The following is a 17495-nucleotide window of genomic DNA, read 5'->3' as shown; positions in this document are numbered from 1 at the left end:
GCCCGCCCGATCAGGCGAATTCACGCAGGCGGCGCTGGCGCACCGCCGCCGCCAGCCCTTCCAGCACGCCCACGCTGGTGTCCCAGTCGATGCAGCCGTCGGTCACCGACTGGCCGTACACCAGTTCCTTGCCCGGCACCAGGTCCTGGCGCCCACCAACCAGGTGCGACTCGACCATCACGCCGACGATGCGGTCTTCGCCGCCGGCGACCTGGCCGGCGATGTCGGCGCACACCGGCACCTGGTTCTGCGGATTCTTGCTGCTGTTGGCATGCGAGGCGTCGATCATCAGGCGGCTGGCCAGGCCGTTGGCGGCCAGTGCCTTGCAGGCGTCCTCGACACTGGCGGCGTCGTAGTTCGGAGCCTTGCCGCCGCGCAAGATGATGTGGCAATCCTCGTTGCCGGCCGTCGACACGATCGCCGAGTGGCCACCCTTGGTCACGGACAGGAAGTGGTGCGCCTGCGACGCTGCCTTGATGGCGTCGGCGGCGATCTTGATATTGCCGTCAGTACCGTTCTTGAATCCAACCGGGCACGACAGGCCCGAGGCCAGCTCGCGGTGCACCTGCGATTCGGTGGTCCTGGCGCCGATGGCACCCCAGCTGATCAGATCGGCGATGTACTGCGGGCTGATCACGTCGAGGAATTCGGTACCGGCCGGCAGGCCCATCTCGTTGATGTCGCGCAGCAGCTCGCGGGCCATGCGCAGGCCGTCGTTGATGCGGAAGCTGTTGTCCATGTACGGGTCGTTGATCATGCCCTTCCAGCCCACGGTGGTGCGCGGCTTCTCGAAGTACACGCGCATCACGATCTCGAGCTCGCCCTGGAAGCGCTTGCGCTGTTCCACAAGGCGGCGCGCGTATTCCAGCGCGGCCTGCGGGTCGTGGATCGAGCACGGGCCGATCACCACCATCAGGCGGTCGTCCTGGCCGTGCAGGATGCGGTGCAGCGCCACGCGCGCCTGCGAGGCGGTCTGCTCGGCCGGTTCCGTCACCGGAAACTCGCGGATCAGGTGCGCCGGCGGGGTCAGTTCCTTCATTTCGCGGATGCGTAAATCGTCAGTGCGGGGCATTACGTTTCTCCAATCGTCAATGTGGGCATGCTTGGGCCAAAAAAAAACCGCCATCGCTGGCGGTTTTTCTGGAATCTTGTGTCGGACTTCGTTCTGTTGCTGCGTGAACCTGCCGCTACTCCACCGCCGTTGGGCTGGAATGGCTAAACCAAAAATGAAAAGTAAAGAAGGCAGTGTGGCGCATGGTCGGGTCCGGAATGTCCGAACGACTATAACAACAACAGGCGAACATTGGCAAGCGCTTTCCGCGCGCCCTGCGCCGTCACGTGCGCCCGCCTTGTCAAGACGAACGGTTGCGTGAAGCCGACATCCGATCTGGCTGAGCCGAACACGCTTGAGAGATGTCAGTCCCTGCTTTGACCCGGATGCAAAAGTCTCCCCATGCCCCGCCCGGCTCGCGCTGCCAGCACGATCTGCGGGTCCTTCCTTTACTGTGTGGAGTCTGGAGATGACTGAAAGACCTTTATCCCGATCGATACGGCGCCTGTTCGCGGGCGGTGGCGCCCTCGGCCTGCTGGTGCTGGCCCTGCCGCCGGCCCAGGCCCAGGAAGCGGCGCCGAAGCCGGTGGCCCGCGTCGAAGTGACCGGTTCCAACATCCGCCGCTCCGAGGCCGAAACCGCGTCGTCCGTCATCACCGTCAACCGGGCCGACATCGAAAAGTCCGGCAAGAACACCGTGGCCGAACTGCTGCAGACGCTGGCGGTCGACAACCAGGGTTCGGTGCCGACCACCTTCGGCAACGGCTTCGCCGCCGGCGCTTCCGGCATCTCGCTGCGCGGCCTGGGCGCATCGTCCACGCTGGTGCTGCTGAACGGGCGGCGCATGGCCCCCTATGGCCTGGCCGACGACGGCCAGAAGCAGTTCTCCGACCTCAACGTGATCCCGACCGACGCCGTCGACCGCATCGAGGTGCTGAAGGACGGCGCCTCGGCCATCTACGGTTCCGACGCCATCGCCGGCGTGGTCAACGTCATCCTGCGCAAGGATTACCAGGGCAACACCTTCCGGTTTTCGCGCGGCACCAGCGAGGACTGGGACGGCAAGCGTACCAACCTCGCCTTCACCAAGGGCATCGGCAGCCTCGACACCGACCGCTACAACCTCCTGTTCAGCATCGAATACAAGAAGTTCGACGAGATCTGGTACCGCGACCGTGCCGACCGCGACTACATCGGCCGCATCGACCTGCGGCCCTGGGGCTTTTCGGCCAACGAGGCCCTCGGCGGCACCGGCACCATCATTCCGGGCACCGGCGCCGCCGGCAGCGCGATCAACGGCAACGTGCGCAATCCGGGCGACCCCACCAATTACTACAACCGCGGCAACCTGGCCGGCCCCGGCTTCACCCGCACCTTCCCGGGCGCGGCCTGCTCGAACTTCACCAACCACCCGCAGGGCGACCCCGGCGGCGGCTGCATCATCGACTCGACCCAGGTCTACCAGCAGCTCGAGCCGAAGCAGGAAAACATCAGCTTCTTCACGCGCGGCACCTGGCAGGCGACGCCCGACCTGCAGGTCTACAGCGAATTCAACTACTACACCAGCCAGACCGATACCGCGACCACGCCCTCGGGCATCAGCGCCTCGGTCGGCTTCCCCGGCGGGCCGGTCAACAATGCCACCGTCCAGTTCGGTGCAGCCCACCCCGACAACCCCTACTTCGGCAGCCCGGCACGCCTGCGCTACCTGGCGGCCGACGTCGGTCCGCGCACCTCCAGCATCGGGTCCAACTTCATACGCTGGATCGGCGGCGCCAAGGGCACCCATTTCGGCTGGGACTGGGATTCGGCGATCCTGTTCTCGCACAACCACGTCAACAACATCCAGAACGGCTACCTGCAGCGCGACGTCACCTACGCCCTGCTCGACCCGAGCGCCGCCAACGTTGCCGCAGCAAGGGCCAACAGCCCGGCCTACGCGGCGCTGCCACCCGGCACCTTCTGGCGCATCGGCGAGAATGCCGGACTGAACTCGCCGGCCCTGTACGCGGCGCTGTCGCCGACCATCGGCAACCGCGCCAACAGCAAGGTCATCCAGGGCGACATCAAGGCCACGCGCGAGTTCGAAAACATCCCCTACCTGACAGCGCCGCTCGGCCTGGCAGTCGGTGCCGAGTGGCGCCGCGAAAACACCGAGTTGCGCGCGACGACCGGCACCGAGCGCGGCAACATCATCGGCCTGGGCTATTCCGCCTATGCCGGCGGCCGCAACGTGTTCGCGCTGTACGGCGAGGCGCTGGCACCGCTGCCCTACAACATCGAAGCCTCGGCGGCGATGCGCTGGGACTACTTCACCGACGTCAACAGTTCCTTTACGCCGAAGGCCGGCCTGAAATGGACCCCGGTGCGCGAGTTCGCGCTGCGCGGCACCTTCGCGCGCGGCTTCCGCGCGCCCAGCCCGGCCGAGAACGGCGTCGGCGGCCTGGCGGCCTATTCCACCGCCGCCGACCCGGTGCGCTGCGCGCTGGGCGTGCCGGGCACCTGCGACCCGGCGTCCGTTGCCGTGATCACGTCGCCCAACCCGGCCCTGTCGCCCGAGCGTTCGCGCAGCTACAACGTGGGCGTGATCTGGGATCCGATCCCGCGCGCCAGCGTGTCGGTCGACTACTGGAAGATCAAGCGCAAGAACGAGATCAACCAGGACCAGACCACCGCCGCCATCGCCGCCGGCAGCGTGGTGCGCGACCCGGGCAGCGTCAGCGGCATACCGGGCGACCCCGGCGCCCTGCTGGCGGTGCTGTCGCGCTACGTCAATTCGGCCCAGACCGAGGTGCGCGGCATCGACGTCGACGGCCGCTACAACTACCGCTTGCCCGACACCTACGGCAACGTCAGCTTCGACGTGAAGTACACCCACTTCTTCGAGTGGACCCGTACCGAACGCGACGGGACTTCGCGCGACTTCTCGGGCACCCACGGCAACTGCGACATCACCAACTGCACCGGCACGCCCAACAACAAGGCCAACCTGCGCGTCGGCTGGGACCGCAACGACTGGCGCGTGTCGCTCAACGTGAACTTCCGCGGCAAACTCGACAACGTCCTGTTCAAGAACGATCCGGACGGCTGCGCCAGCCACTACGCCGACGGCCGCGATGCGCCCGGCGACTGCGAACTGGCCTCGTTCACCACCTTCGACCTGGTGGGACGCTGGAAGCCGGCACCGAACTGGGAAGTGTTCGGTTCGATCCAGAACCTGTTCGACAAGGTGGCGCCGCTGGATCCGCTGACCTATGGCGCCCAGGCCTACAACCCGCTCGACTACGAGGGGGCGCGGGGGCGGTATTACACGGTGGGGGCGCGCTACACATTCCAATGAGATTGCAATGAGGCCTGCCGTCCGGCCAAAAAAAATGCCCGCAGCGATGCGGGCATTTTTTGGAGGAAGCGGCGTATCAGGCCGTACCGCCCACCGTCACGCCATCGATGCGCAAAGTCGGCTGGCCCACGCCCACCGGCACGCTCTGGCCTTCCTTGCCGCATACGCCGACGCCCGAATCCAGGCGCATGTCGTTGCCGATCATGGAAATGCGGTTCATGGTGTCCGGACCGTTGCCGATCAGGGTTGCGCCCTTCACCGGGTAGGTGATCTTGCCGTCTTCGATCATGTAGGCTTCGCTGGCCGAGAACACGAACTTGCCGTTCGTGATGTCGACCTGGCCGCCGCCGAAGTTCACCGCGTACAGGCCGTTCTTGACCGAGGCCAGGATTTCGGCCGGGTCCTTGTCGCCGGCCAGCATGTAGGTGTTGGTCATGCGCGGCATCGGCAGGTGGGCGAAGGATTCGCGGCGCGCATTGCCGGTGACCGGCATCTTCATCAGGCGCGCGTTCATCGTGTCCTGGATGTAGCCCTTCAGGATGCCGTCCTCGATCAGCGTGGTGCACTGGGTCGGGTTGCCCTCGTCGTCCATGTTGAGCGAGCCGCGGCGGTCCTGCAGGGTGCCGTCGTCGACCACGGTCACGCCCTTGGCGGCGACGCGCTCGCCGATCATGCCGGCATAGGCCGACGAACCCTTGCGGTTGAAGTCGCCTTCCAGGCCGTGGCCGACCGCTTCGTGCAGCAGCACGCCGGGCCAGCCCGGGCCGAGCACGATGGTCATCGGACCGGCCGGCGCCGGACGCGCTTCGAGGTTGACCAGCGCCGACTTGACAGCTTCGCTGGCGTACTGGTCGAGCAGTTCGTCGCTGAAGTAGCCATAGTCATAACGGCCGCCGCCGCCCGACGAGCCGACTTCGCGCCGGCCGTTCTGCTCGGCGATCACGGTGACGGACACGCGCACCAGCGGGCGGATGTCGGCCGCCAGCACGCCGTCGCTGCGCACCACCAGCACCACGTCGTATTCGCCGGCCAGGCTGGCCATCACCTGCACCACGCGCGGGTCCTTGGCGCGCGCGATCTTTTCCACGCGCTCGAGCAGTTGCACCTTGGCGGTGGCGTCGAGCGAGCCCAGCGGATCGTGCGGCAGGTACAGCGAGCGGCCGCCGCTTTCGCGCACGCCCGACGCGACCTTGACGCGGCCGGCGCCGGCACGCGCGATGGTGCGGGTAGCGGCAGCCGCATCCAGCAGGGCCGCCTGCGAGATGTCGTCGGAATACGAGAATGCGGTCTTGTCACCGGACACGGCGCGCACGCCGACGCCCTGGTCGATCGAGAAGCTGCCGCTCTTGACGATGCCTTCTTCCAGGCTCCAGCCTTCGCTCTTGGTGAACTGGAAATACAGGTCGGCATAGTCGACCTTGTGCGTGAACATCGTCCCGAGCGTCGTGATCAGCTTGCCTTCGTCGAGGCCGAATGGCGTCAACAGAATGTCGCGCGCGACCGCGAGGGAGGACAGATTCGGTTCGAATGGTTTCATGTGCGTGGGGTCTTTCTGGTATGGATAGCCGCATTGTGCCATATCCAGTTGGTTCGTACCGGAGGGGGAACGCCCGCGCTATATATATGAGGAATTTGCAACAACGTAGCGTGGGCACGTGGTGCCCACCCTACGTGATGTCGCCAGCGAATGCCGGAATCACATTTTGCGGTGCTTCAGCGCCGGCAGGTTCTCGCGCACCTGCGCCAGGAACGCCGCATCGATCGTCCCGCTGACCACGCCCTCGCCTTCGGCCAGCACGTCCTTGACCTCGCCCCACGGGTCGACCAGCATGCTGTGCCCGAAGGTACGGCGGCCGTTCGGATGCAGGCCGCCCTGGGCCGAGGCCAGCACGTAGCACTGGTTCTCGATCGCGCGGGCGCGCAGCAGCACTTCCCAGTGCGCCTTGCCGGTGGTGTGGGTAAACGCCGCCGGCACCACGATCAGCGCGCACTCGCCCATCGCGCGGAACAGTTCCGGGAAGCGCAGGTCGTAGCAGATCGACAGGCCGACGCGGCCGAACGGCGCCTCGAAGGCGCCGACGGTGGTGCCCGGCACGATGGTGCGCGCCTCGTCGTAGGATTCGGTGCCCTTGTTGAAGCCGAACAGGTGGATCTTGTCGTAGCGGCCGACCGGGCGCCCTTGCGGGTCATACACCAGGGTCGTGTTCAGCACCTTGCCGGCGTCGTCGGAGACGAGCGGCAGCGTGCCGCCGATCAGCCAGATGCCGTGTTCGCGTGCCTGGGCCGCCAGGAAATCCTGGATCGGGCCGCTGCCCGGCTGCTCGGCGTGGCTCACCTTGTCGGTGTCGGCACGGCCCATGATCGGCCAGTACTCGGGCAGGGTCACCAGCTTCGCACCGGTGGCGGCGGCATCGGCGATCAGGCGGCGCGCGGTGGCGATGTTTTCCTCGACCACCGGGCTGGAGACCATCTGCACGGCTGCAACGATAGATTGCTCGTTCATTGTTTTTCCTTTTTAGACGTGGCGGCCGGTGCCGTGGCGGTCGGCGGCAGCGACCGGTTGTCGAGCTTGACCACCGACGGCGATTTCCACGGCCCGGTCACCTGCATGTGATAGGTCAGCGCTTTCATGACCGGGGCGCGCAGGAACAGCTGCGCCAGGAAGCTGCCCAGGCCGATCACCGGGTTGACCGCGAGACCGTACACCAGCGGGCCGGTGCCGAGGTTGAATTCGGGAATCACCACCACGTGCAGGTTGGTCGACTCGTTGGCGATGTCGGCGCTGCCGTCCATCAGCACGGTGGCCGCGACGCCGTGCATCTTGAGGTTGTCGGTGCGCAGCACGCCACGCGCGATCAGGGCGTTGGCGGTGATGCCGTCGAAGGCCAGGCCTTCCGAGAACACGTCGTGGAAATCGAGTTTCAGCATGCGCGGCAGCATCTGCAGGCTGAGCACGCCGAGCAGCTTGGCCGCGCCCGGGTCCTTTTTCAGGAACTGGCCATCCTCGACGTTCATCTGGATCTGGCCGGACAGGCTCGGGATGTCGAGCGAATACGGCAGGCCGGACCAGGAGACGTCGCCCGACAGCTGCCCCTTGCCGCGGCGCAAAGTGCCGGGGAAGCCGAGGCGGTCGAGCAGGCGGCCGGCGTCGCTGATGTCGAGCTTGAAGTTGAGCGCGGTATTGCTGCGGCCGTCGCGCGCCAGCCAGCGGCCGTTGGCCTTCAGCTGGCCGTCCGGATTGGTCAGCGCCAGCCTGTCGATGCGCCATTCGCGCCCGGCCAGCGCCTGGGCGTTGCTGGCGACCAGTTCCAGGCGGCCGAACTGCTTGTCGAACAGTTCGAAGCGCTCGGCCACGATGTCCAGGCCCGGGATGCTGGCGCTGGCGCCCTTGTTCGATTCGAGCAGGTCCTTGACCTCGTTGGCGGTCGATTCCGGGATGTCGAGCGAGGCCAGGCGCGCCGTCACCTTGCCCAGGCCCTGCCCGGTCGGCGATTCGTTCCAGGTCACGTAGCCGACCACTTCGCGCGAATCGATGCTGGCCTGCCACATGCCGGGCTGGTGGGTGGCGCCGACCACCACGTTGCGCAGCGGGCGCTCGCCGACGATCAGTTCGGCGGCGCGCGCGCCGATGGTATCCGGGATCACGTACTGGGCCATGCCCGGGCCGGTAGCGGCGCTCTCTGCTGCGGCGGTGCCGGCCGCATGCTCGTTGCTCCCCTGCCCGGCGATCTCGGCCCCTGCGGCCAGCCAGCGGTCGACGTTGATCGACTTCATGTTGACGTTGATCATCATGCCGCTGTCCGGCTCCGGCGCCGGCACGTTGACGCCGATGCCGCCGTGCTTGACGACCCAGGGCTTCTGCGGCTGGCGCTCGCGCACGTAGCGTGCCGCCACCGTGCTGCCCAGCCCGATGCGGATCTCGTCGTGGCCGACGCCATCAAGCCCGGTCGGCTGGCCGGTGAGGGTAAAGTGCAGCGGCAGCGCGTCGGCGGCCGGCTTGTTGAGCGGCGCCGGCAAGTCCACGCCGAGGCCGGCCAGGGTGGAGTCGAGCACGATCTGGGTCGCGCGGTCCTTGACGGTCACGCTGCCGCCGAAGCGCGCCCCGCCCGACAGCTTGGCGCCGAGGCGCTGCAGCGCCGGCAGCGACCGGGTGCGCCGCATGCCGTCGGCGGTGGCGGTGCCGGCCATGCGGATCACGATGCCGCCCTCGCGCTGGGTGCCGCCCGACAGCACCAGCGGGCCGCCGAGGAAGCTGGCGCCGACGCCGTTCAGGTTGACGCCGTGCTCGGAAAACTCGACCCGGCCCAGCGCCGCCTGGATCGGCGGCAGTTCGGGGAACAGGGTAACGTCGTTGTTCTGCAGCTGCAGCGCGCCCTGCACCTTGGCGTCGTGCAGGTTGGCCAGCGGCAGGTGCAGCTTCAAGCCCAGCTTGGCCGGTCCGGTGGCGCGCGTGTCTTCGGTGAAGTGGCCGATCCACTCCAGCACCGGCGTCACCGCCACGTAGTGCAGCAGGTCCTGCAGGGCGGCGGCGGCGTTGCCGTCGATGTCGAGCACCGATTCGTGCGAGCCCAGTTCCGGGATGGTGGCACGCACGTTGTTGAGCGCGATGCCGAGGGTGCGCGCAGTGTCGGCGTGGATGTCCATGCGCGCGCGGTCGAACACGATGCTGCCGTTGATGTTTTCGGCCAGCGGCCACAGCGGGGTCTTGCCGTCGGGCTGGCGGTGCGCCGGCGCATACTCCAGCTTGCCGTTCTCGATGCGCCCGCTGACGCGGAATTCGCCGCGCGCGCGCTCGGCAGCGCTGTCGCCCTTGAACGGGAAGTGCGCCAGGTCGCCGCGCAGGCGCAGGCGCGCGTCGTGCAGGGTGCCGCCCTGCAGCGCACCGGTCAGCCAGTCGCGCAAGCCCTCATGGGTGGCCAGCGGCAGGAAGCGGCCGATGCTGGCGATGTCGAAGTTGTCGATCGTGGCATTGATGTCCGCGCTGCCCGGCCCCTTGATCGCATGCGCCTCGTCCAGCGGGAGCAGGTGGCGGCCGGACAGCGTGCCCTTGAGCGCGCCCTGGCTGAAGTTCATGCCGTCGACCTCGACCAGCAGCCGGTCGTCCTGCGGCCACGACCAGCGCGCGCGCAGCCCGAGCTGGTCGAACACCATGTCGGGATTGGCGAACCAGGCCGGCAGCGCCAGCGCCAGCCGGCTGGAATCGAGGGTGACGCTGCCACCGCGGTCGCTGGCGTCGATGCTGCCGGACAGGTTGCGGAAACCGGGGATGGCGGGCCGGGCCGGCTCGGCCTGGGCCGCCAGCGCCTCGATGCCCAGTCCTTCGGCCTGGCCGCGCACGCGGTAGGCGCTCGGGTGCGGCAGGCGCCCTTCCCATTCGGCGTCGACGTCGAGCAGGCGCCCGCGCGGCGCCAGTTCGGCCAGCAGCGTGCGCTGGGCCGGCGTGAGCGGCATCTGGGCCGCCAGCGCGGCCAGCGCGCCGAGGTCGACGCGGTCGGCGCGCACTTCCACGCGCTCGGGGCGGTTGCGGGTGGCGGGCCGCCACGATTCCGACAGCGTGGCCGGCGCCAGCACCGTGCCGTCGCGCATGACCACCGAAAAGTTTTCGATGCCGACCGTGTGTCCGAGGGCGCCGAAGGTTGGCTTGCCCTCGCCGGCGCCGGGGCGGATTTCCTCGCGTGCCGACAGGCGCCCGCTGACCCGGGCCAGCTCCAGCGGCGGCGCATCCGGCGCCAGCCGCGCGCCGACGTCGGCCAGGCCGAGGTCGGCCGTGAAGCCGGCCAGGCGCGCCTGGTCGAAGCTCAGCCAGGCGCGCACCGAGCCGCGCCCGCGCTCGAGCGCGAACGGGTAGGCCAGATAGGTTTTCCAGGCCGCCAGGTCGGCATTGCGCAGGTCGGCGTAGACTTCGCCTTTCCAGCGCAGCGTGTCCGACGGGCGCGCGCCGAAGGCCGGATGGGTGAAGCGGGCGCGCACGTCGAGCGGGGCACTGAGCGTGGCGGGCGGCGTGGCCTTGAGGGCGAAGCGGTGGGCGGTCCAGTTGTTCTGCAGCACCAGGGTGACGTCGCGCAGCGCCAGCGGCGGCGCCCCGCGCAGGCCGTCGGTCCAGTCGATGCGCCCTTCGCGGATCACGATCTCGCGCTGGCGGAACAGCCAGTCGCCGCCGCCGCCCTCTTCTTTCTTGCTGTCCAGGCGCACGCCGGCCACCTGCAGCACGCCATCTGGAGTGCGGCGCACGTCCAGTTCGGGACGGTTGATCTCGAGCGATTCGAAGCGCGGCTCGAAGGCGGCGAAGGTCCACCACGACAGCGTGGCCGATACCGACGGCAGCGCCAGCAGCTGGCGCCCCGCGCGGTCGTGCAGGCGCACGTCGCCGAGATATAAATTAGGGTGCAGGCCGCGCCACGAGGCATACACGCGGGCGATCGTGACCGGGTTGCCGAGCGCGCGGCTGGCGGCGCGCTCGAGGTCGGGCTTGTACAGGTCGATGTTCGGCAGGATCGCGTAGCGCAGCCCCAGGAACAGCAGCATGAAGGCGAAATAGACGAGCAGGCCGGCCTTCAGCGTGAAGCCGAGCACGTGGTGCGAGGCCAGGTTGGCATAGCGGTAGGCGGTGCGCAGGCGGCGCCAGCGTTCGGCCAGCGGGAGGTGGGCGTGCGCCTCGACCGCGTGCGCGTCCTCGGCTGCGGCATCGGCAAGACCGTCGTCGGCGACAGGCGTGCCGGCGCCGGCATGGGCGGATTCCCGCCCCGCCTGCCGTGCGCGCGCTGCCTGCTGTTCCGGGTCGTGCATCAATATGCTCAAAAAGACTCGCCGCTATGTAACTTTGGTAATGTCGCTTCCGTGTCGCGCAGATTCAGACTATTCGTACAATGAAGATGTGCCTATAAACCGATTGCAACAATTTGCAACTATGGCATCAACTCCCTTAACATCATGCCAACCTGGGCAGGCGGGCAATTTTACCGCATAGCAAGCGTCCCGGAACGCATAACTCGTCTGGATCCGCGTCATGAATACTGTTGTCAATCCTGAAGCTTCCCTCGCCACCCTGTCGCGCTTTTATCAGCGCTGGCTGGCCGCCGATCCGGCGCGCGCTGCGCGCCTGGCCGGCTTGACAGCATTATCGCTGGCCCGGCTCGATCTCGGCGCAGCGCTGGAGCACGAAGCCGCCGCCGGCCCGCACGGCACCCGGCTGCCGCTCGGACGCGCCATGCGCCGCCTGCGCAACCTCCTCATCTGCGGGCTTATCCAGCGCGATCTCGACGGCCAGGCCGATCTCGACGAAGTCGTCACCGCGATGAGCCGCTTCGCCGACTTCGCCGTCCAGGCCCACCTGGCCGAACTCATGGCCGAGATGACGGCGACCCACGGGATGCCGGTCGGCGCCGAATCCGGACGGCCCCAGCAGATGATGGTGCTGGCCATGGGCAAGCACGGCGGGTTCGAGCTCAATGTGTCTTCCGACATCGACCTGATCTTCGTCTACCCCGAGGATGGCGACACCGCTGCCGGCCCGGGACAACGCAGCCTGTCCAACCACGAGTTCTTCGTGCGCCTGGGCCGCAAGCTGATCGCCGCCCTGTCGGAAATCACCGAAGACGGTTTCACCTTCCGCGTCGACATGGCGCTGCGCCCCAACGGCAAGTCGGGTCCGCTTGCGGCGAGCCTGAACATGGTCGAGGACTACCTGATCGTACAAGGGCGCGAATGGGAACGTTATGCCTGGGTCAAGGCGCGCGCAGTCACGGGCGACCCACAGGATATTGCCGCGCTGGACGCCATCGTCCGCCCCTTCGTGTTCCGGCGCTACCTCGACTTCGGCGTGATCGATGCGATCCGCACCATGCACGCCCAGATCCGCGCCGAGGTCAACCGCCAGGAGCGCCTGCATCCGGAACGCAGCCACAACGTCAAGCTGGGCCGCGGCGGCATCCGCGAGATCGAATTCCTGGCCCAGGTGTTCCAGCTGATCCGCGGCGGCCGCGACCCGGCCCTGCGCGAACGCTCGACCCGCAAGACGCTGGGGCTGCTGGCCGAGCGCGAGCTGCTCACCGCCGACACCGTCCAGCAGCTGCTCGACGCCTATACCTTCCTGCGCAACCTGGAACACCGGCTGCAGTACCTGGAAGACGCCCAGACCCACACCCTGCCGGTCTCGCCCGAAGACCGCCACACGGTGGCGCGCATGATGGGCCTGGACGACGAAGCGGCGCTGCTGGCGCGCCTGGACGCATGGCGTACCTTCGTGGCGGCCCAGTTCGACGCCATCTTCGCCGATAAAAGTGCCGGCGCCGACAACGTCGACCCCGAGGCCTCGATCATCGATGCCACCAGCGATGCCGACAACCGCGGCGCCATCGCCGACCGCCTGGCGAGCCTCGGCTTCGACGACCCGCAAGCCGCTGCCGGGCGCCTGGTCGCGACCTGGCAGGCGCCGCGCCTGCAGACCCTGCCCGAAGCCAGCCGCAACCGGCTGCTAGCGCTGGTCAACGCGGCGCTGCCGCAGATCGCCGCCGTGGTGCAGGAAAGCGGGCTCGGCAGCCATGCGGCCACGCTCGGCCGCCTGCTCGACTTCTTCGAAGCGATCGCGCGCCGCTCGGCCTACCTGTCGCTGCTGACCGAGTATCCGCACACGCTCGAGCGCGTGCTGCGCATGATCAACGCCAGCGGCTGGGCCGCCACCTTCCTGACCCAGCACCCGATCCTGCTCGACGAATTGCTGGACGACCGCGGCAACAGCGCCGCCAGCTTCGCCGACGACCTGCCGGCACTGGCCGCCAGTCTCAAGAACCAGCTCGACGCCGCCGACGGCGACACCGAGCGCCAGCTCGACATCCTGCGCGAAACCCATCACGCCCAGATGTTCCGCCTGCTGGCGCTGGACCTGGCGGGCGAACTCTCGGTCGAGCGCCTGGCCGACCACCTGTCGGCGCTGGCCGACCTGATCGTCTGCGAAACCGTGCAGCGCGCCTGGCGCACGATCGCCAGCCGCCACCGCGAGGTGCCGCAGTTCGCCGTCATCGCCTACGGCAAGCTGGGCGGCAAGGAACTGGGCTACGTGTCCGACCTCGACGTCATCTTCCTGTTCGACGACGACGACGACCTGGCGCCGTCCAACTACGCCAAGCTGGCCCAGCGCTTCATTACCTGGATGACCACCCACACCCCGGCCGGCATCCTGTTCGACATCGACACCGCGCTGCGGCCGGACGGCGCCAGCGGCATGCTGGTGTCGTCGGTGAACGCCTTCGAGCGCTACCAGCGCGCCTCGGCCTGGATCTGGGAGCACCAGGCGCTGACGCGGGCGCGCTTCTGCGCCGGCGACGCCGCCATCGGCGCCCGCTTCGAGGCGATCCGCGAAGCCGTGCTGCGCCAGGACCGCGAGGCCGATGCCGACCGGCTGCGCACGGAAGTCGTCAACATGCGCCAGCGCATGCGCGGCGCCCACCCGAACCACAGCGGCCGCTTCGACCTGAAGCAGGACGCCGGCGGCATGATCGACATCGAGTTCATCGTCCAGTACCTGGTGCTGCGCTACGCCGCGCACTATCCGCAGCTGACGGCCAACAGCGGCAACATCGCCCTGCTGCGCCTGTGCGGCGACCTCGACCTGATCGACAGGGGCCTGGCCCAGGACACGGCCAGCGCCTACCGCGCGCTGCGCCGCCTCCAGCACCAGGTGCGCCTGCAGGGCCAGGACAATGCGCGCGTCGATCCGGCGCTGGTGGCGGCGCATGCCGAGGTCGTGATGCGCCTGTGGCACAGTTGCTTCGGCGCGTGACCGTGTTGTTTTTTACCCCGGGCGTGTCACAAGTATTTGCCTTGCATTGACACTCGTCAATACGTAGTGATCTGATACATACGTGCAGTGTGCTGTCCTTCAGAGAGGATTTCATGCAACGACATATCAGGATCACGCTCGGCCTGTGTGCCACCCTGCCGGCTGCCCTGCCGCCGGCCCAGGCGCAGGCCGTCACCGCCGCCACCGCCACCGATGCGCCACAGCGGGTGGAGGTCACTGGCTCGCGCATCCGCCAGGTCGACCTGGAAACGGCGCAGCCGGTGCAGGTAATGACCCAGGAACAGATCCAGAAGACCGGGCTGGTCACGGTGGGCGAGATCATCAATAACCTGTCGGTGGCCGGCACGCCGGCGTTCTCGCGCGGCTCGACGCTGGGCGCGAGCCGCGAACAGGGCGGCCAGTTCATCAACATGCGCAACCTGGGTGCCAACCGCCTGCTGGTGCTGGTGGACGGCAAGCGCTGGACCACGACCGTGGCCGGCTACACCGACGTCTCGACCATTCCCTCCGCCTTCATCGAGCGCATCGAGATCCTGAAGGACGGCGCCTCGGCGATCTACGGCTCGGATGCGATCGCCGGCGTGGTCAACTTCATCCTGAAAAAGAGCGTGCAAGGCGGCCAGGCCAGCGCCTACACCGGCCGCAACGAACTCGGCGACGGCCGCAGCAAGGACCTGTCGCTCAGCTACGGCGCCGGCAACGAACGCGCCAGCATCATGTTCGGCCTCAGCTACAGCGACCTGGGCGCGGTGTGGGCCAAGGACCGCGAGGTCACCGCCACCACCAACGGCCCGGCGCACCTGAATTCCGGGTTCGGCCAGGGTCCCTGGGGGCGCATCCGCCAGGTCGCCGCCAACGGTTTCGCCAGCGGCTTCAACCAGTACCTGAACCATACCGGCAGCTACGACGGCAGCGGCACCGGCAGCGACAGCCGCAACCGGCTCAATTACCATACCTATGCCAACGCCGACGCCGACCTGTTCAACTCGACCCAGCAGATGATGTTCACCTCGCCGACCCGGCTGACGACCCTGTTCACCAAGGGCAGCATCGCGCTGCCGCAGGACACGCGCCTGACCGTCACCGCAATGCTGGCCGACCGCCTGTCGTCGCGCCAGGTGGCCGGCTACCCGCTCAACTCGCAAACCCAGCTCAAGTTCCCGGTGTATATCGACAGGAACAGCTACTACAATCCCTACGGCAGCCAGGGCATCGGCGCGACCGGTCCCGGCCAGGACCTGTACTTCTACCGCCGCACGATCGAAGTGCCGCGCGTGAGCGAGAACGAAAACCGCACCCTGCACGTCGACGCCGTGCTCGAAGGCGGCTTTTCGCTGCTGGACCGGCCCTGGACCTGGAACCTGGGCTACAACCACAGCACCATCCACGGCGACGTGCGCTCGACCGGCAACCTGAACCTGCTGAACCTGAAAAAGGCCCTCGGCCCGTCCTTCCGCAACGCCGGCGGCGTGGTCCAGTGCGGCACCCCGGCGGCCCCGATCGCGCTCGCCGAATGCGTACCCTTCGACATCCTGGGCGGCCCGTCGGCCTCGACCGCGGCGGCACTGAACTACGTGATGTCGGTCGGCCAGGCCACCTACGGCTCGACCGTCAACAGCGCCACCGCCGACATCACCGGCGAACTGTTGACGCTGCCGGCCGGTGCGCTCGGCGTGGCGGCCGGCCTCGAACACCGCTCGGTGCGCGGCGAGGACCGGCCCGGCCAGTTCGAGCAGTCGGGCTATTCGAGCGACCTGGCCGGCAACACCACGATCGGCAAGTACAGCGTGCGCGAAGCCTACCTGGAATTCAACATCCCGCTGCTGAAGGACCTGCCGCTGATGCGCAGCCTGGCACTCGACATCGCGTCGCGCTACTCGGACTACAGCAATTTCGGCAGCACCACCAACAGCAAGGCCAGCCTGCTGTGGAAACCGGTGCGCGACCTGCTGGTGCGCGCCACCTACGCCGAGGGCTTCCGCGCGCCGGCGCTGGCCGACAGCTTCGGCGGCGGCTCGCAGGGCTACGACTCCTACCTGGACGCCTGCGACAGCCTGTATGGCGAAGCCGCCAGGAACCCGGCGGTCAAGGCGCGCTGCACCGCGGCCGGGGTGCCGGTCACCTTCCGCCAGGTCAACCAGGCCGGCGCCCCGGTGCCGGCGTCCGGCGCGCAGACCCCGGTGCCCTTCGACGTCGGCTTCGGCAACGGCGCGCTGCAGCCGGAAACCGCGACCACCCGCACCCTGGGCCTGGTCTACAGCCCGTCCTGGCTGAGCGGCCTGTCGGTGGCGCTCGACTGGTTCGACATCCGGGTGAAGAACCGCATCACCACGGTCAGCGCCGTGTTCGAGATCAACCAGTGCTACATCGAAAACGTGCAAGCCTTCTGCGATCGCATCCGGCGCGACCCGGCAACCGGCCAGATCGCCAGCCTGTCGCGCGGCACCCTGAACCTGGGCGAACTGGCGACGGAGGGCATCGACCTGAGCCTGGCCTACCGCCTGCCGCGCACCCGCCTCGGCCAGTTCAACATCCGCACCGAGACGACCTACGTCGACAAGTACGATACCCGCAGCACCGTGACTGCCGCCCCGCTCCACTATGCCGGCGAATACGGCTACAACCGGGTCAAGTCCAACCTGGCGCTCGACTGGAGCCTGGGCAACTGGAGCGCCACCCTGGCCTCGCGCTACTACAGCAAGATCAAGGTGCATTGCTGGAGCGCCCCGCTCAACCAGGAGTGCAGCAACCCGAATGACAAGACCAGCTGGGGCACCGGCTACAACCGCCTTGGCGCCATGGTCTACAGCGACCTCTCGATCGGCTATGCGCTGCCGTGGAAGGCGCGCCTGCTGGCCGGCGCCAACAACGTGTTCAACCGCAAGCCGACCATCGTCTACGATGCCGGCAGCGCGCTGGGCGGCGCCTCGTCGTCCTCGGCGGTGGATCCGGAACGGCCGATCGACCGCTTTTTCTATGTGCGCTACAACCAGTCGTTCTAGTTCACGATGACCGCCAGCATAGTCCGTCGCCGCATGCCGGACTCGCAACATGTACATCGTTGCTATTCTCGCAATTTAGAAATTTTGTTGCAGTGGCCTTCAGAGTGGACGCACTCGCTTGCCACCGCACCAAATTGCAGCATTCAACCCATGATCGCCTCCCTGGATATGCCATCCTCGTCTGTCTCTGTCTCTTCAAGTGCACCGTTGTAGTGCAAAAATCGCGCCAATATGTGTCTTACCTGACACAGTCAATACGCGAAAATACCTTGGATTTACAGCCGCTTCGTCTTGAGTCCAGGG

General features: G+C 67.6%; 7 protein-coding genes. 3 read left to right on the top strand and 4 right to left on the bottom strand.

Translation table 11 applies throughout. From position 1 onward, the window contains the following. Positions 1-10: 10 nt before the first annotated feature. On the bottom strand, positions 11-1072 hold the full coding sequence (gene aroG, locus FBX97_RS00080; protein ID WP_141828236.1) for a 3-deoxy-7-phosphoheptulonate synthase AroG: 1062 nt from the start codon (positions 1070-1072) through the stop codon (positions 11-13). A gap of 448 nt (positions 1073-1520) precedes the next feature. Here aroG and FBX97_RS00075 point away from each other — a divergent pair, with 448 nt between their 5' ends. Further along, complete coding sequence (locus FBX97_RS00075; protein ID WP_141828235.1) at positions 1521-4391, top strand: TonB-dependent receptor; 2871 nt, start codon at positions 1521-1523, stop codon at positions 4389-4391. Positions 4392-4467: 76 nt separating this feature from the next. Here the strand turns inward: FBX97_RS00075 and tldD are convergent, their stop codons facing one another. The 3 genes from tldD to FBX97_RS00060 form a co-directional block, all read right to left on the bottom strand. Next, positions 4468-5928, bottom strand: coding sequence for a metalloprotease TldD (tldD, locus tag FBX97_RS00070; RefSeq protein ID WP_141828234.1), 1461 nt, complete (start codon positions 5926-5928; stop codon positions 4468-4470). A gap of 159 nt (positions 5929-6087) precedes the next feature. Then, complete coding sequence (locus FBX97_RS00065) at positions 6088-6894, bottom strand: carbon-nitrogen hydrolase family protein (protein WP_141828233.1); 807 nt, start codon at positions 6892-6894, stop codon at positions 6088-6090. Continuing rightward, a complete protein-coding gene (locus FBX97_RS00060) occupies positions 6891-11177 on the bottom strand; it encodes a YhdP family protein (RefSeq protein ID WP_141828232.1) in 4287 nt (1428 codons plus the stop codon). The genes FBX97_RS00065 and FBX97_RS00060 overlap by 4 nt, the downstream gene beginning before the upstream one ends. A 220-nt stretch (positions 11178-11397) precedes the next feature. Here FBX97_RS00060 and glnE point away from each other — a divergent pair, with 220 nt between their 5' ends. Both glnE and FBX97_RS00050 read left to right on the top strand, forming a co-directional pair. Then, positions 11398-14169 (top strand): bifunctional [glutamate--ammonia ligase]-adenylyl-L-tyrosine phosphorylase/[glutamate--ammonia-ligase] adenylyltransferase, encoded by a 2772-nt coding sequence (gene glnE / locus FBX97_RS00055; RefSeq protein WP_141828231.1) that lies wholly within the window; start codon positions 11398-11400, stop codon positions 14167-14169. Positions 14170-14282: 113 nt separating this feature from the next. After that, complete coding sequence (locus FBX97_RS00050; protein WP_141828230.1) at positions 14283-17192, top strand: TonB-dependent receptor domain-containing protein; 2910 nt, start codon at positions 14283-14285, stop codon at positions 17190-17192. Positions 17193-17495 lie beyond the last annotated feature (303 nt).

The organism is Herbaspirillum sp. SJZ107, from assembly GCF_006715485.1.
GTDB lineage: Bacteria > Pseudomonadota > Gammaproteobacteria > Burkholderiales > Burkholderiaceae_D > Telluria.
Note: the sequence above shows the minus strand (reverse complement) of the source record. Positions and strands in the feature narration are given on the sequence as shown.

What these genes read in the sequence shown, in the direction of transcription:
- FBX97_RS00050 (WP_141828230.1), top strand. Translation starts at nt 14,283, where the DNA reads ATGCAACGACATATCAGGATCACGCTCGGCCTGTGTGCCACCCTGCCG.
- FBX97_RS00065 (WP_141828233.1), bottom strand. Translation starts at nt 6,894, where the DNA reads ATGAACGAGCAATCTATCGTTGCAGCCGTGCAGATGGTCTCCAGCCCG.
- FBX97_RS00075 (WP_141828235.1), top strand. Translation starts at nt 1,521, where the DNA reads ATGACTGAAAGACCTTTATCCCGATCGATACGGCGCCTGTTCGCGGGC.
- FBX97_RS00060 (WP_141828232.1), bottom strand. Translation starts at nt 11,177, where the DNA reads ATGCACGACCCGGAACAGCAGGCAGCGCGCGCACGGCAGGCGGGGCGG.
- glnE (WP_141828231.1), top strand. Translation starts at nt 11,398, where the DNA reads ATGAATACTGTTGTCAATCCTGAAGCTTCCCTCGCCACCCTGTCGCGC.
- tldD (WP_141828234.1), bottom strand. Translation starts at nt 5,928, where the DNA reads ATGAAACCATTCGAACCGAATCTGTCCTCCCTCGCGGTCGCGCGCGAC.
- aroG (WP_141828236.1), bottom strand. Translation starts at nt 1,072, where the DNA reads ATGCCCCGCACTGACGATTTACGCATCCGCGAAATGAAGGAACTGACC.